At 34.7% G+C, this 18,190-nt stretch carries 13 protein-coding genes, 1 other RNA gene and 1 pseudogene; 9 read left to right on the forward strand and 6 right to left on the reverse strand.

Annotation, left to right across the window (positions count from 1 at the left end; all coding sequences use genetic code 11):
* Positions 1 to 49: 49 nt before the first annotated feature.
* The 3 genes from nrdB (at position 50) to A9G08_RS10610 (ending at position 5,546) form a co-directional block, all read left to right on the forward strand.
* Complete coding sequence (nrdB, locus tag A9G08_RS10600) at positions 50 to 1,180, forward strand: class Ia ribonucleoside-diphosphate reductase subunit beta (RefSeq protein ID WP_065563756.1); 1,131 nt, start codon at positions 50 to 52, stop codon at positions 1,178 to 1,180.
* A gap of 738 nt (positions 1,181 to 1,918) precedes the next feature.
* Positions 1,919 to 4,603 carry a bifunctional uridylyltransferase/uridylyl-removing protein GlnD gene (gene glnD / locus A9G08_RS10605; protein ID WP_218058477.1) on the forward strand — a complete coding sequence of 895 codons (2,685 nt, stop codon included), beginning with the start codon at positions 1,919 to 1,921 and terminating at the stop codon, positions 4,601 to 4,603.
* Between the two features lie 19 nt (positions 4,604 to 4,622).
* Positions 4,623 to 5,546 carry an AEC family transporter gene (locus A9G08_RS10610; protein ID WP_065563672.1) on the forward strand — a complete coding sequence of 308 codons (924 nt, stop codon included), beginning with the start codon at positions 4,623 to 4,625 and terminating at the stop codon, positions 5,544 to 5,546.
* A 23-nt stretch (positions 5,547 to 5,569) separates the two neighbouring features.
* Here A9G08_RS10610 and A9G08_RS10615 read toward each other — a convergent pair whose 3' ends face one another.
* Positions 5,570 to 6,226 carry an HD domain-containing protein gene (locus A9G08_RS10615; RefSeq protein WP_065563673.1) on the reverse strand — a complete coding sequence of 219 codons (657 nt, stop codon included), beginning with the start codon at positions 6,224 to 6,226 and terminating at the stop codon, positions 5,570 to 5,572.
* 337 nt (positions 6,227 to 6,563) lie between these two features.
* Between A9G08_RS10615 and mprF the strand changes: the two genes are divergently transcribed.
* Together mprF and A9G08_RS10625 are read left to right on the forward strand one after the other, a co-directional pair.
* Positions 6,564 to 9,161 carry a bifunctional lysylphosphatidylglycerol flippase/synthetase MprF gene (gene mprF / locus A9G08_RS10620; RefSeq protein WP_065563674.1) on the forward strand — a complete coding sequence of 866 codons (2,598 nt, stop codon included), beginning with the start codon at positions 6,564 to 6,566 and terminating at the stop codon, positions 9,159 to 9,161.
* Between the two features lies 1 nt (position 9,162).
* On the forward strand, positions 9,163 to 10,443 hold the full coding sequence (locus A9G08_RS10625; protein WP_065563675.1) for a virulence factor family protein: 1,281 nt from the start codon (positions 9,163 to 9,165) through the stop codon (positions 10,441 to 10,443).
* A gap of 54 nt (positions 10,444 to 10,497) precedes the next feature.
* On the opposite strand, the gene A9G08_RS10630 is transcribed toward A9G08_RS10625, so the two are convergent.
* Positions 10,498 to 11,394 (reverse strand): DMT family transporter, encoded by an 897-nt coding sequence (locus tag A9G08_RS10630; RefSeq protein ID WP_065563676.1) that lies wholly within the window; start codon positions 11,392 to 11,394, stop codon positions 10,498 to 10,500.
* A 445-nt stretch (positions 11,395 to 11,839) separates the two neighbouring features.
* Positions 11,840 to 12,826, reverse strand: a complete 987-nt coding sequence (locus A9G08_RS10635) for a LacI family DNA-binding transcriptional regulator (RefSeq protein ID WP_065563677.1) — start codon at positions 12,824 to 12,826, stop codon at positions 11,840 to 11,842.
* 279 nt (positions 12,827 to 13,105) lie between these two features.
* On the opposite strand from A9G08_RS10635, the gene A9G08_RS10640 reads away from it, so the two are divergent.
* From A9G08_RS10640 to ssrA, 3 genes are all read left to right on the forward strand, one after another.
* Positions 13,106 to 14,509: a glycosyl hydrolase family 32 gene (locus A9G08_RS10640; protein WP_065563678.1), complete on the forward strand. Its 1,404-nt coding sequence runs from the start codon at positions 13,106 to 13,108 to the stop codon at positions 14,507 to 14,509.
* A gap of 144 nt (positions 14,510 to 14,653) precedes the next feature.
* On the forward strand, positions 14,654 to 16,042 hold the full coding sequence (locus tag A9G08_RS10645; RefSeq protein ID WP_081299575.1) for an MFS transporter: 1,389 nt from the start codon (positions 14,654 to 14,656) through the stop codon (positions 16,040 to 16,042).
* A gap of 274 nt (positions 16,043 to 16,316) precedes the next feature.
* Positions 16,317 to 16,681, forward strand: a transfer-messenger RNA (tmRNA) gene (gene ssrA, locus A9G08_RS10650).
* Positions 16,682 to 16,839: 158 nt separating this feature from the next.
* On the opposite strand, the gene A9G08_RS10655 is transcribed toward ssrA, so the two are convergent.
* The 3 genes and pseudogenes from A9G08_RS10655 to A9G08_RS10660 form a co-directional block, all read right to left on the reverse strand.
* Positions 16,840 to 17,073, reverse strand: a complete 234-nt coding sequence (locus tag A9G08_RS10655; protein WP_065563679.1) for a hypothetical protein — start codon at positions 17,071 to 17,073, stop codon at positions 16,840 to 16,842.
* Between the two features lie 75 nt (positions 17,074 to 17,148).
* Positions 17,149 to 17,310 (reverse strand): annotated as a pseudogene (locus tag A9G08_RS11570) (helix-turn-helix domain-containing protein); the annotation flags it as partial.
* Between the two features lie 5 nt (positions 17,311 to 17,315).
* Positions 17,316 to 17,603, reverse strand: a complete 288-nt coding sequence (locus A9G08_RS10660) for a helix-turn-helix domain-containing protein (RefSeq protein ID WP_065563680.1) — start codon at positions 17,601 to 17,603, stop codon at positions 17,316 to 17,318.
* 174 nt (positions 17,604 to 17,777) lie between these two features.
* On the opposite strand from A9G08_RS10660, the gene A9G08_RS10665 reads away from it, so the two are divergent.
* The gene (locus A9G08_RS10665) at positions 17,778 to 18,023 is read left to right on the forward strand and encodes a helix-turn-helix domain-containing protein (protein ID WP_065563681.1); all 246 of its coding nucleotides are present in this window, start codon (positions 17,778 to 17,780) and stop codon (positions 18,021 to 18,023) included.
* Positions 18,024 to 18,190 lie beyond the last annotated feature (167 nt).

The following is an 18,190-nucleotide window of genomic DNA, read 5'->3' on the forward strand; positions in this document are numbered from 1 at the left end:
CCAAATATTTAGTGAAAAAGTAAACAAAATTAGGAGTTCGACTATGAGTATGAATTACAGCACCTTCTCACACGTCCATAATGATCAACTTAAAGAACCAATGTTTCTTGGTCAACCGGTGAATGTTGCTCGTTATGATCAGCAAAAATATGAAATGTTCGAAAAATTAATAGAAAAACAACTTTCTTTCTTTTGGCGCCCAGAAGAAGTCGACGTTTCACAAGATCGTATCGACTATGCGGCTTTACCTGAACATGAAAAACATATCTTTATAAGCAATTTAAAATATCAAACATTGCTTGATTCAATACAAGGACGAAGCCCCAATGTTGCCTTACTTCCCCTAATATCTATCCCTGAACTAGAAACATGGGTAGAGACTTGGTCGTTCTCAGAAACTATCCATTCACGTTCTTATACGCATATCATCCGCAACATCGTCAATGATCCTTCTGTAGTGTTTGATGATATTGTTACCAATAAAGAAATCCAAAAAAGAGCTGGTGATATTGCGGGTTACTACGATGACCTAATTAGCTACGCAAGTTATTACAACCTATTTGGTGAAGGTAAACACACTATCAATAATCGAACCGTCACTATCGACTTGCGTGAACTTAAAAGACGACTTTATCTCTGCCTAATGAGCGTTAATGCCCTTGAAGCTATTCGTTTTTATGTGAGTTTTGCTTGCTCATTTGCCTTTGCAGAACGAGAATTAATGGAAGGTAATGCAAAAATAATCAAGTTGATAGCTCGTGATGAAGCGCTTCATTTAACTGGTACTCAATTTATGATCAACACCCTAAGGAGTGGTGAAGACGATCCTGAAATGGCCGAGATCGCCAAAGAGTGCGAACAAGATTGTTATGACCTGTTCTTACAAGCAGCCAATCAAGAAAAAGAGTGGGCAGAATACCTATTTGAAGGTGGTTCAATGATTGGATTAAATAAAGATATCCTTTGCCAATATGTTGAATACATCACCAATATTCGTATGCAAGCTGTTGGGCTTAAATTACCATTTGAAGTAAAATCCAACCCAATTCCTTGGATCAACAATTGGCTTGTTTCCGATAACGTACAAGTCGCACCACAAGAAGCAGAAATGAGCTCATATCTTGTTGGTCAGATTGACTCAGAAATCAGCGAAGATGATTTAAGTGATTTCAAATTATAATTGATAGTAGCTTGCATGGATTGAAAAAATAAAACTGTGCAAGCTATGTTTAATTATTCACAATCAGTGCCAAACTAAACATTTATCATTTTGATAAATTTAAGTAATTTAGTTCTTCCAAATTTATCTACCCTATTTTTAAGATTAAATAAAATATCAGCAAATGGTATACACTCCTCAATTATTTTCACACAAAGTATTAACTTACCTCATTCATAAAGTATGAAATGAACCAAGTCATGATTTATTAATACTTATTCTAAGTAACAAAGGATTTGTATTAGGTGAATGTATCCTCAATAAATATTATAAAACGGTATACACTCCTCAATTATTTTTACACAAAGTATTAACTTACCTTATTCATAAAGTATGAAATGAACCAAGTCATGATTTATTAATACTTATTCTGAATAACAAAGGATTTGTTTTTAGGTGAATGTGTCTTTAATAAATATTATCAAATGGTATACACTCCTCAATTATTTTTACACAAAGTATTAACTTACCTTATTCATAAAGTATGAAATGAACCAAGTCATGATTTATTAATACTTATTCTAAGTAACAAAGGATTTGTATTAGGTGAATGTATCCTCAATAAATATTATCAAACGGTATACACTCCTCAATTATTTTAACAAAAAAAATCAAAAATCAATTTTAAAAGGTACAAATGCTCTTTAATTAAAAGTAAAGGTATTCTAACTTGACACTCTTTTAAAATCGGGAGACGATATGACAATTGAATTATCTCAATTTGATATGATGACTATGGCTAATGCGCATTTGTTTTATTCTGTCTCTCCGCTTAATTTTAGTGATAACCAAATCGCAGTTCCTTATATAAAACAGCAACTCAATGCGTTTCAACAATGGTCGATTACTCAATTCGAAAATAATGCTGATATTGATGATTTAGTACACCTGCGTAGTCAATTTATCGATCAGCTACTTGAACGTTTATGGCATTACTATCAAATTCCAGAACAAATTTCATCGCTATTTAAAAAAAATCGGATTGCACTTATTGCTGTTGGTGGTTATGGCCGTTGTGAACTGCATCCTTTGTCTGATATCGATATTTTGATACTAAGTGATAACTCACTCACCAAAGAGCTTGAAAAACAGATAGGTGATCTAGTTCGTTTACTTTGGGATCTTCATCTGGATATTGGTCACAGCGTCAGAACATTAAAGACCTGCCTGCAAGAAGCTAAAAATGATATCACAATTATGACAAACTTAATTGAATCAAGATTGATTGCAGGAAGTGAGTCATTACTTAAGGAACTCCAAACACAAATTTTTAGCGATAAAATTTGGCCTTCGCCAGCGTTTTATCGCGCAAAAATCAAGGAACAACAAGAAAGGCACCAACAGTATCATAGTACCACCTATAATTTAGAACCGGATTTGAAAAATAGTCCTGGTGGCTTGCGTGATATGCAAATTATCCAATGGTTAGCTATTCGCCATTTTGGGGGAGAGTTTTTGCAAAAAATTGGACATTTTGATTATCTCACACCCGAGGAAGTCGAAGAATTCAAAGCCTGTCGCAAATTTTTATGGCGGATGCGTTTTGCCCTGCATTGTGTTATTAACCGCTATGACAACCGCCTACTATTCGATCGCCAGTTAAGCATCGCTAAAATGTTAGGTTATAGTGGAGAAGGAAATGCTCCGGTTGAAAACATGATGCATGATTATTATCGGGTAGCACATAATATTACTGAACTCAATCAAATGCTTTTACAGTTATTTGATGAATCAATATTGAAAAGTTACTCACAATATAAAACTTATGATATCGATGAGCATTTCCAAAGTAGAGATAACCTTATCGATGTTAAACATAATAGTGTTTTTACTGATGATCCGGTAACGATTCTTAAGCTGTTCTATACGCTTTTACTTAATCCTCAAATTACCGGACTTTACTCTAATACCATTAGACAACTCCGTTCTGCAAGGCGAAAACTCACGTATTTATTATGTGAAAAGCCAGAGGCAAGAACGTTGTTTATGAAGATCATTAAACATCCTGATGCGATCAAAAAAGCCATTTTACCCATGCATCAATATGGTATTCTGGCAGTTTATATTCCCGGTTGGCAACAGATTTCAGGAATGATGCAGTTTGATTTATTTCATGCTTATACCGTAGATGAACATACTATCCGTTTATTGTTAGAACTGGATCTTTTACGTTCAGAAGATGGCAAACAAAAACATCCAAATAGTTCAATGGCATTGGCTAAATTATCAAAACCTGAATTGCTTATTATTACCGGATTATTTCATGATATTGGCAAAGGACGGCATGGCGATCATTCGGAAATTGGCGCAAAATTAGTGGAATCTTTCTGTCAATTACATGAATTAGATGCGAAAGATACTGATTTGATTGTCTGGTTAGTTCGTTATCATTTATTGATGTCAGTAACAGCCCAAAACCGTGATCTGCAAGATCCGGAAGTTATTCGTGAATTTGTTCAGCTCGTTAAAAGCAAACGACGATTACAGTATTTGCTTTGTTTAACGGTTGCCGATGTTTGTGCAACCAATGAAACCTTGTGGAATAGCTGGAAACAGAGCTTAATGCGTGAGCTTTATCTAACAGCGAAGCGCTCGCTTGATTCTGGCATTCATCAAATACCAGAACAACGCAGTATTGCACGTCAACATAAACAGCAAGCATTAGCTCAATTGCTTGCACAAAATTACGATGAACAATCCATTAAACATTTTTGGCAAAGCTATCGTGTTGACTACTTTTTGCGATATACCGCTGAACAGATTGCTTGGCATGTACAGCTTCTTTTGAACCATGAATTGAATCAAACACTCGTTTCAATTAATCCAAATCCTTATCATGGTGGTACGGAAATAATTATCTACTCATCAGATAGACCTTTCCTATTTGCAGCGGCATGTAATGCTTTAAGTATGCTAAATTTAAGTATTCATGATGCTTTAATTATTACTAATAAAAATGGATTTGCGCTTGATACTTTTATTGTACTTGAACCTAATGGGCAAGTGGTGCCTGAAAATCGTCACCAAGATATCATTCAAACTTTAAATAAAGTTCTTCATCAATCAGTTTATAAAGGTGTGACGATTAAGCCGACTAAACAAAGATTACGATCATTTTCTGTTCCGACTCAAGTTAACTTTGTCTCTTCAATTAACGATACTTATATGGAATTAATCGCACTTGATAAACCGGGATTACTTGCTTGTGTTGGTGAAGTCTTTGCAAAGTTAGACTTATCGTTGAGTAGTGCTAAAATAGCGACAATTGGTGAGCATATTGAAGATCTGTTTATTCTAACAGATAAACACAATAAAGCCCTTGATGATAACACCTGTCAAAAACTACGCGAATCGATAGTATTGGCTATAGATTCAATAAACTAATTATCGAAAAGTTAACACAATGCAATTTTTTATTATTTTATTTCCTATTTTTTCTATTTTTATTGTAGGATTTATTGCCCAAAAAGTTCTGAAGTTTGATGTCGCCAATCTTTCCAAAATGTCGCTGTATGTGCTTTCACCTTTTTTGGCTTTTAAAACGTTTTACACGCATACCTTAACCAGCGACTATTTAATCTATATCGCCTATATTTTTGGACTCTGCTTTTCTTTGGTATTTATTGTCAGCATGTGGTCAATTGCTATGCGCTATTCGGTAAAAGAGCGTTGTGCGTTGATTTTAAGTTCATGCTTTATGAACAATGGTAATTATGGCACCCCAGTATTACTGGTGTTTTTTGGATCGCTTGGATTCGATTTGGGTGTCATTATGATGGTGTTACAACAATTTGTTATGAGCACCGTTGGTATTTATTATGCGGCTAAAGGCAGTGCACATAGTGATATTGTGAGTCAAAAAGATGTAATAAAAAAAGTGATTAGAATGCCAGTTGCCTATGGTGCTTTTGCCGGAATTATTTTCCAGCTTTGCCACATTCCACTGTCAAAATCTATTATGACTTCAATTGGAATGATCGGTGACTCATCTATTGTCATCATTATGATTATTCTCGGAATGCAGCTGGCTAAAATAAAAATTACCCAACTTGATTACCCAAAGCTCTCATTTGCTTTAACTGCAAGAATGGTTATATCACCAATAGTGGCTTTTGCGATGGTTTATTTTATGCCACTGTCACCCATGTATAAACAAATTCTTATCGTTTTAGCCGCAATGCCAAGTGCAGCCAATACGACCTTAATGTCAGTACAATTTGATACTCATCCTGAACTGGTATCTAGTGCAACCTTGGTGAGTACTTTGTTGAGTTTAATTACATTGCCTATTGTTCTTTCAATAATTGGTGCGCCAATACCTATCTAAATAAAAATAATAGATGGATAAAATCAATCGACGCCAAGCCATTCTTGTTCAAATTGATTGACAAATTTAACCAATATTTCATGGCGCTTTTCGGCCATTTGTTTAGCGGTATCAGTATTCATCATATCTTTAAGTAAAAATAATTTTTCATAGAAGTGATTAATTACGGTATTGGTCTGTTTATAATTGTTTTCATCAAGTTTGATTCGAGGTGGGACATTGGGATCATGCATGATATTGTGTTTATTACCACCATAATAAAAAGTGCGCCCAATGCCAATAGCGCCAATTGCATCAAGGCGATCCGCGTCTTGAACAATTTGCCCTTCGAGCGATAATGTGGCTTTTTGTGAAAGATTTTTTCGATAGGACATATTTTCAATAATATCGAAAATAGCACTAATTTCGGCTGATGTTAATTTCAAACTGCGCAAATACTCTTTTAATTCAATTATGGCACTATCAACATCTTCCGTAACTTTTTCATCAATAACATCATGTAAATAAGCACTCATCAACACAATAAAAGCATTTGCTTGTGGCTGGTGGTTAAGAATTTTTTGGGCTAATTTAACCACTCGCTCAATATGCGCCATATCATGACCAGAAAAATCATGGGAGAGCTTTTGCTTTACATACATTTTAACGTTATTAAGAGTGGTTTGGGGTGATATAGTCATTTTATTATGCTTATTAAAATTTAGTGTAAGATTTTATTAAAACCTGAATATTGTTTATATTACCGCAGTTAAAACTCAACCGCTATTTATCCTTTTAATTAATAATTATGACAAAGAAATTAATTATAAAAAATGAATAAAATCAATTAAAAAAAATCATTAATCCTAAATTGGTATCATAATTAATGACTGTTTGGCCTCATTTACTAAAAAATGCCTAGTATTTAATGTTTTTTTTATATTTTTTTTAATTTCTTTCGATTGTTTTCACTAATTCCGAGAGGTAGAATGCGCTAATCAAAATTCATAATCAGTGCAACTAACTGGAGTTGATTAAGTGAAAATATCAACACGTAAAGTTTTGCCATGGCAACTTATAGAATGCTTCACTCGATATCGTCAATTCATCGCTCTACTATTTGGACTATCTATTTTTTGTATTGCACTGATAGTGTGTTGGCATTTATTAAAAACCATCAATATTAATGATTTAAGGTCAGCTCTACACCAACTTCCTTACCATGCAATTTTACTTTCGTGTTTATCAGCAATAGCTAGTTATATTATGCTTATCTGCTATGAATGGTCAGCTGCACGTTATGCAGGTGTTGAACTAAAATTATCAACAATTGCGGTCGGCGGCATTTGTGCTTCGGCGATTGGTAATGCTGTCGGATTATCAGCATTATCAGGTGGCTCCATTCGTTGTCGACTCTATTTTAAATACGGATTGACCACGATTGATGTAGCAAGGATGTCGATTTTTGTTACCCTTTCGTTAGGCTTTACCTTACCTTTATTAGCAACAATCGCAGCACTAATTCATATTAAACAAACTATGATAGCACTCCATACTTCAGCAATTAGTATCGAGTTAATCTCTAGTGTAGTATTTATCATTTATGCCTGTGTATTGTTATTTTTACATGTTCATCGATTACCTGAAAAACCTAATAAAGATACGCGTTTATACCAACTTTTTCATTGGAAAATCCGTTTACCTAACGGGCGTTTAGCTAGCAGTCAATTTTTAATTACCTTACTAGATGCTATTTTAGCTGGTGCGATCCTCTATTTCTTATTACCGAATAAGCCAAATTTTATTGTTTTTATCATGATTTATATTCTTGCTTTAGTCGCAGGGGTGCTTAGTCATGTTCCGGGTGGTGTGGGTATATTTGAAGCAATTATATTAGCCGCTTTTTCATCTCAAATTGGTGCAGCATCATTAACTATTGCTTTAGTTATTTATCGATTAATTTATATTATATTACCACTCATTCCCGCAGGGATTTTGCTGTTAATCCATGAAGGCAAAAACTTTCTTTCTGCTCCGCAAGTAAAAGAAACGGATACTGGCATTGCTGCATCAATTATGGCCGCCTCGGTATTCTTTGCTGGAGTGGTGATGATGTTTTCAAGTGTCATCCCAGGATTTAATCATCATAGCACCTTCATTCCTAACAAAATCGTCAATTTTGCCCATTTAACTGCCAGCTTAATTGGTGTTTTATGTTTATTACTAGCGATGGGATTACGTCGCCGACTTTATTCTGCTTGGGGATTGTCCGTTATCTTGTTGATATTAGGTAGTATCTGCTCATTATTAAGAGGTTTACATTGGATTGAAGCCTTTACTTTATTATCGATAGCAATATCATTGTTCTATTTTAGACACGCCTTTTATCGTAAAAGCCGACTAAGTATTTTGCCCTTTTCGTTAAAATCCTTTGTGATCACATTTGGCTTACTTATCCTATTTGTTTGGCTAATTTTATTTATTTATCAAGATATTCCTTATAGTCACAATTTATGGTGGCAATTTGAATTAGATAGCCGTGTTCCTCGAGCCTTGCGTGCAGCATTAGGGAGTTTTATATTATTAAGTGGTGTGATGTTATTTTGGTCTTTCAAACCGGCATTACCCATCTTAACCATTCCCACTAAAGAAGAATTGAGCGAAGCCCATCAAATCATCCTCAACTCGAAGCAACCTGAAGGCGGATTAGTGATGAGTGGTGATAAATCATTACTTTTCAATCAATCAAAAACCGCTTTTATCATGTATGCAAGGCGAGGAAGAAGTATGGTTGCGCTTTATGATCCAATTGGTAATGATAGTGCGCGCGCAGATTTAATATGGGAATTTAGGGATCTTTGTGATCAACACCATTTACGCCCAGTTTTTTACCAAGTTAGAGCAAACAATTTGCCATTCTATATGGATATAGGGCTTAGAGTGGTCAAACTTGGTGAAGAAGCGTTAGTTAATTTAAATGAATTTGATTTAACATCAAAAGGTTATAAAGATCTTCGATATACTTGGAATCGCGGGCAACGAGATGGACTTAGTTTAAAATTTTATCCACCAGGTACTGCACCGCTTGATGAGCTAAAAATAGTCTCGGATGCATGGTTAAAAAACAAACACTCAAAAGAAAAGAAATTTTCGTTAGGCGCTTTTTCGAAATCTTATTTAGATAATTTCACCATTGCAGTTATTGAATACCAAGGCAAAATTATTGCTTTTGTGAATTTACTCGAAACCAATCAAAACTACAGTGCAACCATTGATTTAATGCGAGTTTTACAAGATATTCCTAAATCCACTATGGAATTTTTGATGGTAGGATTGATTCTACATTATCAGGAAAAAGGCTATCAGTACTTTAGTTTAGGGATGGTCCCGCTTGCGGGTATGCAAAGGCGACGTGGTGCGCCAATGATCCAACGCTTAGGGGCGTTAGTTTTTCGACGTGGTGGACGTTTTTATAACTTCCAAGGTTTACGTCGCTTTAAAGAAAAATTTGCTACTCATTGGGAACCACGTTATATGGCGGTTCCCAATGGACTTGATCCTTTGGTCGCCTTGATTGACACCACTATGTTAATTTCTGGCGGTAAAACGAATTTAACTCAAAATAAGAACAAATAAGATGAAAAATATCATACGTTATATTTTATTCTTTATGATTTTAGTATTCATTGCAGTTTGCATAGTCGTAGGTTGGTATTTTTATAAAAACCAACGAACCGCTTCTGTAAATACCATAGCCATTAATCAAAACTTTTCTATTTTATCGGCTACCCCAAAACAATCAGCTGAGGCTGCTGCTATAATTGTTGCCACTAAAGATAATCATTTTACGGCTGATCAATTATTAAGTTTATCTGAATCAACAGGCGCTAAATTAGTACAGTTTGAATTAGAACCGCAAGGAAGTTGTGAAAAACAGCAAACTCGTTTTGAGCAAGCACAAATAGTCTTAAATGAAGATAAGTTTGTTGTTGCTGGTATGCAAGAAGGTGCCGCCTTTGCTTATCGGTGGTTAACCCAACAAAATGATGATGCCAAAGCTTTATCGATTGAATTTACATTAGATCATAAAGATTGTGATGCACCTTTACCCGCTCAGGCTAACCATGGAGAATGGCAAGTAATTTGGAATAATCCACCAGATGAACAAGTTGCCATTTTTCCTCGACAACAAAAGCAGATTAAAGTAACCACCAAAATTGGCGAATATCAAGCATCACCAATTGAACTGTTAAGTTTACATTTACCATCTATTTTATTTGGTGAGCATGAACCATTACCAGTAATAGAATTACCCGCTAAAGGTAAACAATCGCATCCCAATAGTGTTACTTTTTATTATTCAGGTGATGGCGGTTGGCGAGATTTAGACAAGGTTTCGGCAGAGTATATGGCTTCTCATGGTTATTCTGTCGTTGGTGTTGATGCACTAAAACTATTTTGGCAACATCGTTCCGTTGAACGTAGTGCTAAAGATCTTACTCATTTAATGCAAGAATATCGGAATAAATGGGGCGTTAATAAATTTATTTTAGCTGGTTATTCATTTGGTGGTGATATCTTACCTGCACTATACAATCGATTATCCAAAGACGATCAAGAAAGTGTACAAGCTTTAATTATGATTGCCTTTTCAAAAGACGCTAATTTCGAAATAGAAGTAAGTGGCTGGCTTGGTCAATCTGGCGATGAAATGAAAACCGCGCCGGAAGTAAATCAGATTCCAGCAAATAAATTATTTTGCATCTATGGTGAAGAAGAAAAAGAAGATACCGGTTGTCTACAACCAGAGATGAAAGGAGAGGCTTATAAATTACCTGGTGGTCACCATTTTGATGAAAACTATACGCATCTCGGTCAAATCATTATGGAAGCGATCGATAAACGTATAACACCTTAAAATAAGCAAAAAAGGGGCAATAGCCCCTTTTAGTGATTCACTTGATTTATAAGATCAATGCTTGCTGATTCTGATTTTTCCTTCTGATAACAATACCCCAATGAGGGTTGATAACGTACCGATAGCAGCGATCCAAGTAAAAGGCTCATTTAAAATAACGACTGCAGCAATAATGGTTAAAATTGGAACTAAATACAGATAGATACTAATTTTTACTGCACCAACTAATTTCACCGCATAATTCCAGGAAGCAAAACAGATAGCCGAAGCCCCAACGCCTAAGAATAGAATATTAAAAAGATTAGCCGTGTGCGTGAAGCGATCCAGTCCCCATTTGAAATCAAACAGATACAACGCTGGTAACATCATCACTAAACCATAAAAAAAGAAGCGTCGTGTTAATAAAATCGTATTGTATCCATAATGACTGCATTTTTTAGTCAAAATTGAATAACATGCCCAAAACAAGCAGGCACCTACCGCAAGCAGATCACCCAACGGATTAAGTGACAGTACAAATTTACCATTTAAACTTATTAATCCAACGCCGAAGATTGCAAATAAACACCCGATATAAAATCGCTTAGCTGGCCGTTCAGTTTTTAAAAAGAAGATCGATAAAAGTGCGGTAAACACGGGTGCTAATGTGGTAATCACCCCTACGTTTGAGGCGGTGGTATAAGTTAAGGCAATATTCTCACATAAAAAATAGCAGGTTACACCACAAAACCCGGCACACAAAAACATCAACTCTTGTTTTAAGCCTTGCCAAGCAAAGATCCGTGGCGCTAAAATCCAAAGCGTTAAATAACCCAAACCAAACCGGTAAAATAAGATTTCAATAGGTTTAAAATCGATTAACAATACTTTAGTGGCAATGAAAGTGGTTCCCCATAGAAACACTGTCATCAAAGCAATCAGATGCCCTCTTGTCTTCAATGAAAATAACATAAAAGTTTTTTCTCTCCATCGACTATTTATATGTTAATCATTTCCCTATCATTTGGTTGTCAAATTGGACATACAAAAAATAAAAATATAGGAAAAAGGCTTGGTAATGATAAAAATATCACTATTTTAATAGAAATTTAAGATCGGCTAGATTAACTTGCTGCTAATCTTTTTTCAATATGTTTCCATACATCAATTATTTATGCAGATTATTTGAATATTAGAAAAGCGTGCAATTGAATTAGTAAAAGCAGTAGATAAAAAAAATCCACTCAAAAATTGAGTGGAAGGCAAAAAATGAATTAACGTAATCTGAATATATAGACAGACTAAATCATAAAAAGTTCCAAATAATTTCAAAAAAATTTAAAGTTTTTATATAAATCATTGTATGCAATTGATTTATAAGCATTTGTTTCTTGAATTTTTTTATATATAAAATCACTTAAAATGGATTATCATAACCTTGATACAAGCTAATTGGTAAATTAGTTATGCTTTGATAGGGTTCACCATTAATCATTGCTAACAGTATCGATACTGCATTTTGGGCAATTTGTAGAATTGGTTGACGGATTGTAGTTAAAAACGGCATATGTTGTAGAGTTAATTCAGCACCATCAAATCCAACTACTTGTAATTGCGAAGGTAAAGATAATCCACAATCTCGCGCAGCATTAATTGTTGCAATCGCTGATGAATCATCAGCTAATACTCCATCAATAGTTTGGGACTGTAACCGTTTTTTAATTAACTGATATTTTTCTTCATAGCTAATTGAGAAATCCATATCAAGTGTAATTGACTTAAGACCTGCAACTTGAATGCTATCTTTGTAAGCTTGATACCGTTTATTAGCATCCATATCAACGTGTTTATCATTTGTAATCGAACCAATATAAAGAATTTTCTTACAACCATTTTTTATTAAATGTTGGCTAGCTAGAAGTCCTCCTGCATAGTTGTCACATGAAATAACAGGTATTTTTTCATTTATTTTTCGATCTATCGAGACGATATTCAGATCGGGTATTAGGTAATCAGCTAAATTTTCATTCATAGAGTTAACTATGACTCCTTCAACCTGATGACGCCTTAGCATCGATAAAAAATTTTTTTCCTCTTCTTGATTATGATGACTGTTGCAAATTAATATTTTATAACCTTGGCGAGATAATATTCTTTCTAAATAACTGATTAATTCCATTTGGAATGGATTAGTTAAACTTGGAAAAATCAAGCCTATTAAATTACTTTTATTATTTGATAATGAACGTGCTAATTCATTAGGATAGTATCCCAACGTTTCCATTGCTTCTTGCACACGTTGACGAGTTGTTGCACTAATATATCCACGATTATTTAATACCCGTGAAACAGTAGTAGCGGAAACACCCGCTAGTTTAGCAACATCATCTCTGCTTAATTTCATAATCATCCTTTAACTATCATTAATATTATAACGAGATAATTATAATGCTTTTTATAATGACGTAAATCATTCAGTTGATTTGTAATTTTAAGATCAAATTTTTTAGTGACATTCATCACAAAATCACTTCGGAATAAGTGATATCCCTCACAAATTTTGCATTCTAATTATGGACGCGGTTGACATATGAACGCGGTTGACATGAAATGAAATAAATTATTTCAAAAGTGAATGACAAAGAAATGTCATTTATTCACATATAAATAAAAGGAGTAAAAAATGCAAAAATTACATTATCAACCAAAAGGCTACTGGGTTGGCGATATTATGCCATTTGGAAAAGACGGGGTTTTTTATCTTTATGATCAACGCGACAATCGCAACCCTTGCCCTTTTGGTGAACCGTTTGGATGGTCACTTGCCACTACGACTGATTTTGTTAATTACCAAAATTTGGGAGATTCTATTAAAAAAGGTGGTGAACAAGATGTCGATCAGTTTATCTATGCTGGATGTGTCTTCGAAGCAGAAGGTAAAGGACATGCTTTTTATACAGGTTACAACCGCAATTGGGAGAAAGAGGGAAAAACATCACAAGTATTATTACATGCTTGGAGCGACGATTTTAAAACATGGCATAAATCCTCGCAACTTATAACACTAACACCACAACCTGGTTATGACATTAGTGATTGGCGAGATCCCTGGGTAATTTGGAATGATGAAAAGCAAGAATATTTATTGATTCTAGGCGCAAGATTAAAAGGACCGAAAACAGAACAATCTGGTCGAGTTGTTGCTTTTACATCAAAAGATTTAAAAAATTGGCAATTCCAAGGTGATTTTTGGGTAGCGGGTAAATATACCATGATTGAAATGCCTGACTTATTCAAAATTGGAAATTGGTGGTATTTGATTTATACCGAATATAGCGATCAAAGTAAAACTCGCTACGTCATGAGCCAATCTTTAGAAGGTCCATGGATCACCCCTGACGACGATGCTTTTGATGGGCGAGCTTACTATGCAGCAAGAACCGCCTTTGACGGTAAACGTCGTATTCTTTTTGGTTGGGTACCAACTAAAGAAGATAATGATGATTTAAAAAATTTCCAATGGGCAGGAACTTTTGTACCTCATGAAGTTTATCAAAAAGCTGATCATACACTTGGTGTAAAAGTAGTGGATAGTTTATGGAATGCTTTTATTCATCCCCAAAAAATTGATGATTTTTCAATTAATTCTCCTTACGCACGTCAAGAACAATTATTAATTGAAAATACAGGCAAAACATTCCGTTTTTCAACGACAGTTAAATTCAGTAAAGGTACTCGAGATTTTTCCATCCGTTTGATGAAAGATAAACATACTGGCGAATCATATGATTTTATTTTTTCGCTTGTTGATAACCGATTAACTTTCGATAAAACCCCTTGTTATCCTTGGTATCGCGTGATGAATAAAGGTTTAGAGCGCCCTATTCATCTTGAAGCAGATCGTGAATATGAGTTACAGATTATCGCTGATGATACGCTATTTACTTTATACATAGATGGTACTGCGCTAAATGTTCGTGGTTATGATCAATTAGGAAATAGCTTGGCAATCGCCGTCAGTGATGGAACTTTAAGCTGTAAAAATAATACTTTTTCAAATGAAGGATGTTTTCCAGAAAAATGGTAATCGTGCCTATTAGGTCATTTAACTATCAGGTTAGATGATCATCATGATCAAGGCTTTCATCAACTATTTATGATCAAAGCCTTAATTTAGATAGGCGATCATCTTCAGTAATTTAAATATGGAAAATTCATCGGAGATTTCATAATGAATACAAGAGTAATTGATAACAATGGTCATATGGCTGACCATGACATCTCATTTAAAGAAAAACTCGCTTATGGACTAGGTGATTTTGCAACAGGCTTTTCGGGTGTTACCGTTGGAACCTTTGCGCTTTACTATTATACCGATATTGTGGGAGTTTCAGCTACTTTACTAGGAGCTGTACTACTATTTTCACGTGTTTTTGATGCTGTGATTAATGTCGTTATGGGTTTTATTGTTGATAGAACAAAAAGCAAACATGGCAAAGCTAGAGCATGGATTTTATGGTCGACAATTCCATTTGGTTTATCTTTGATAATGGTATTTAGTGCACCAGAAAATTGGAGTGAATTTGCATTATTAATTTTTGCTGCCATTACGCTCAATATACATTGGATTATTTACACTTCAAGCAATATCCCTTATGGCACGCTAGCAGCATTAATGACCCAAAACTCTTACCAACGCAGTCGATTAAATACTTATCGTATGCTTTGCTATTTTGCAAGCATGTTAATCATTCCGTATATTACACTACCTTTAGTCGAATTTTTTGGTGGAGGTGAACGCGGTTGGCAGTTTACCATGATAATTTATGCCGCAATTTTAATTTTTACCTTTTTCTATACTTTTTTTAATACTAAAGAGCGAATTAAACCAATTAACCAATTTAAGTACAATGCGCCATCACTTGGTGTTTCATTAAAAACTCTTTTAGCAAATAAGTATTGGGTCACAATGTTCTTCACCATGTTAGTAAGTTTTAGTATTTTAGGACTAATCAATGGTGTGGGTGTTTACTACGCAAAATATCTTTTGGCCGATAGCCAACTTATCGGTTTAATCAATATGGCTTTTGCACTACCGTTAGTTGTAGTATTAATGTGCTCAGCTTATATTTTAAAAATAATGAGCCGTTTAACATTTATAATTGTTGGTATGGCAACCATTATATTAGGTAGTATTATCATGGCAATTGCACCTCATGATACCTATATTGCAATAATTGGAACTATCTTACGAGGAGCAGGTTTTGCACCTATTATGGGAAATGCATATTCTATGCTAGCCAATACCATCGATTATGGCGAATGGAAATTTGGCATTAGAAATGATGGCCTAGTCTATAGTGGAGGAAGCTTTAGCGCGATATTAGGCAGTGGTATTGCTTCCGGAGGAATTGGTTGGATATTAGGAATGGCAGGATATATTGCGACAGATATTGCTAATCAACCTGAAAGTGTATTAACTACTTTACAAGTATTATTTATTTATGCACCCTTAGTATTAAGCGCAATCACCATTATATTATTACGGTTTTATACCTTAGAAAAAATTTATCCTGATATCATCAAAGAACTAGCTCAAAGAACACATAATGTCTATTAACCATCTAAACGGAGGGATTGATAAATCTGTTATTATTCCCTCTACTTCATCGATTGGCTAAATATGTAAAAACAATCCTAAATCAAAATAATATACAGTTTTCACTATTTGATATTAACTATTCAATTCAGAGAAAACAAAAAAAGCATACTATTAATATCGCTATTTTAAAACCTGCAAGACCAATGGAAAGATAGATAAATCCAGAAATAGGTTAACTTGTATTACTACTTGAATTCACCTATAATGCCCTAATATTACTTATACCATAATTGGGGCTGATTCTGGATTCGACGGGATTTGCGAAACCCAAGGTGCATGCCGAGGTGCGGTAGGCCTCGTAAATAAACCGCAAAAAAATAGTCGCAAACGACGAAAACTACGCACTAGCAGCTTAATAACCTGCATAGAGCCTTCTCTCCCTAGCCTCCGCTCGTAGGACGGGGATAAAGAGGAGTCAAACCCAAACGAGATCGTGTGGAAGCCTTGCTTGGGGCGGAAGCATTAAACTTAATCAAGCTAGTCTATCGGTAGCGTGTTTGTCCGCAGCAGGTAGGCGAAATTTAAAGACAAACTACGCATGTAGTACCAAGGATGTAGAGATTTCGGACGCGGGTTCAACTCCCGCCAGCTCCACCAACTATTTTTCCAAAAACGTTCATAAAAAGTATTAAGACAGTGTTTCATTTTTTATACTTTAAAATCATTTAATTTCATCGTTCATCGAAAGCTTCACCCATTAGCTCATCAGCTCAATTTGGTCTAGCAATAGAAACATAATATAAACCTCTCATATTTTAATAAATTGGTTTATATACCTTATAAATATCGAGATCAACCACATAATCTACTTGAATGCGTTCATCATATGGATAAATATAATAACCATAACGAGCACAGAAAATAGATATAAAATCGCCTAAGTCACAATCGGCTAATACCGCCATCACTCGGTGTTTTAATTGTGCAACAGATGACACTTTGCCAGAGAGTAATGAATCTCCATAAAAACTTTCTATTTTAATTAACATATAAGTCTTTTATTTAATCTTTTTAACGACAGTTTCAGGGTTAATTGATAGTAATCAAGCAATATGCACAAACTACACCACATCTAATTGGCGTTCTCCACTTTCAACCTTGGCAATAAAAGATTGTGGCCGATTTAATGCTTGTGCTAGTTTTTCTTGGGTTATGTTTTGCTTAATTCTTACTTCTTTCAGTGTATGAATAACAAGCCTATATTGTTCTAAATAAATGGATGTCATCACAATTATGAAGCCGTTAAACTCACAAACGCATTAGGCTTTTGTTTTTTTAGCTTGTTATATTGAATAATAAAATCGGCTAATTCATCATCTTCAGCATAAAAATAAGCGCTAGGTACATCAAGAACTTTTGCGAGACGTTTTACAAGAGTAAAATCAGGTGAATGAACTTCATTTTCATAAGAACTAATGCGGGAACTTGCTGATTCTTCGTCTAACCCTGCTTTCACTCCAAGTTCAGTTTGTGTCAGATCTGCATTAATTCTAGCTATTTTTAATCGCTTACCAATCATGATTATTGCTGCTCATTTTATATAGTTTTGATTAATAATTATCCTCTTCTTCGATTTGAATTTCGTAATAGAATGCTTTAATAAATCATGTATAACTTGAATTTTTATTTTAATTTAATCACAATTAAAGTTTTACATTAATAATTCATGTGATTTCTGATTTTAGGAGGTATTATGAATAGCAAAAAGGACTGGCATCCTGCCGATATTATTACTGCATTGAAAAAGAAAGGAACAACGCTATCTGCGTTATCTAGACAATCTGGCTATGCACCTTCAACACTGGCCAACGCACTTGTACGTCCATGGACAAAAGGCGAGCTGATTATTGCCAATGCATTAGGTGTAGAGGCTAAACGGATTTGCCCCTCTCGTTATAGAAAGAAAATCCGAGTATTGCGAAGTAAAAAATGTGAATAGAAACAATCTAATATCTACTACGGACAATACTAAAAAGTCGGGTTCAATAAAATGCACAGTTTACGGCACGCTTATACTTTACACGATAAAAAACGCTTACTAGTTGAAAATCAACAAGAACAGGGAATTAACTAATAAAGAGCTAATGCTGGAGTAGTAAACCAAGA

It is taken from the genome of Gilliamella sp. wkB195 (genome assembly GCF_001690445.1).
GTDB classification, from domain to species: domain Bacteria; phylum Pseudomonadota; class Gammaproteobacteria; order Enterobacterales; family Orbaceae; genus Gilliamella; species Gilliamella apicola_E.

Coding starts and splice junctions, on each gene's coding strand:
- A9G08_RS10610 (WP_065563672.1), top strand. CDS start 4,623: ATGCAATTTTTTATTATTTTATTTCCTATTTTTTCTATTTTTATTGTA.
- A9G08_RS10630 (WP_065563676.1), bottom strand. CDS start 11,394: ATGTTATTTTCATTGAAGACAAGAGGGCATCTGATTGCTTTGATGACA.
- A9G08_RS10625 (WP_065563675.1), top strand. CDS start 9,163: ATGAAAAATATCATACGTTATATTTTATTCTTTATGATTTTAGTATTC.
- A9G08_RS10660 (WP_065563680.1), bottom strand. CDS start 17,603: ATGATTGGTAAGCGATTAAAAATAGCTAGAATTAATGCAGATCTGACA.
- A9G08_RS10655 (WP_065563679.1), bottom strand. CDS start 17,073: ATGTTAATTAAAATAGAAAGTTTTTATGGAGATTCATTACTCTCTGGC.
- A9G08_RS10665 (WP_065563681.1), top strand. CDS start 17,778: ATGAATAGCAAAAAGGACTGGCATCCTGCCGATATTATTACTGCATTG.
- A9G08_RS10635 (WP_065563677.1), bottom strand. CDS start 12,826: ATGAAATTAAGCAGAGATGATGTTGCTAAACTAGCGGGTGTTTCCGCT.
- glnD (WP_218058477.1), top strand. CDS start 1,919: ATGACAATTGAATTATCTCAATTTGATATGATGACTATGGCTAATGCG.
- nrdB (WP_065563756.1), top strand. CDS start 50: ATGAATTACAGCACCTTCTCACACGTCCATAATGATCAACTTAAAGAA.
- A9G08_RS10640 (WP_065563678.1), top strand. CDS start 13,106: ATGCAAAAATTACATTATCAACCAAAAGGCTACTGGGTTGGCGATATT.
- A9G08_RS10615 (WP_065563673.1), bottom strand. CDS start 6,226: ATGACTATATCACCCCAAACCACTCTTAATAACGTTAAAATGTATGTA.
- A9G08_RS10645 (WP_081299575.1), top strand. CDS start 14,654: ATGAATACAAGAGTAATTGATAACAATGGTCATATGGCTGACCATGAC.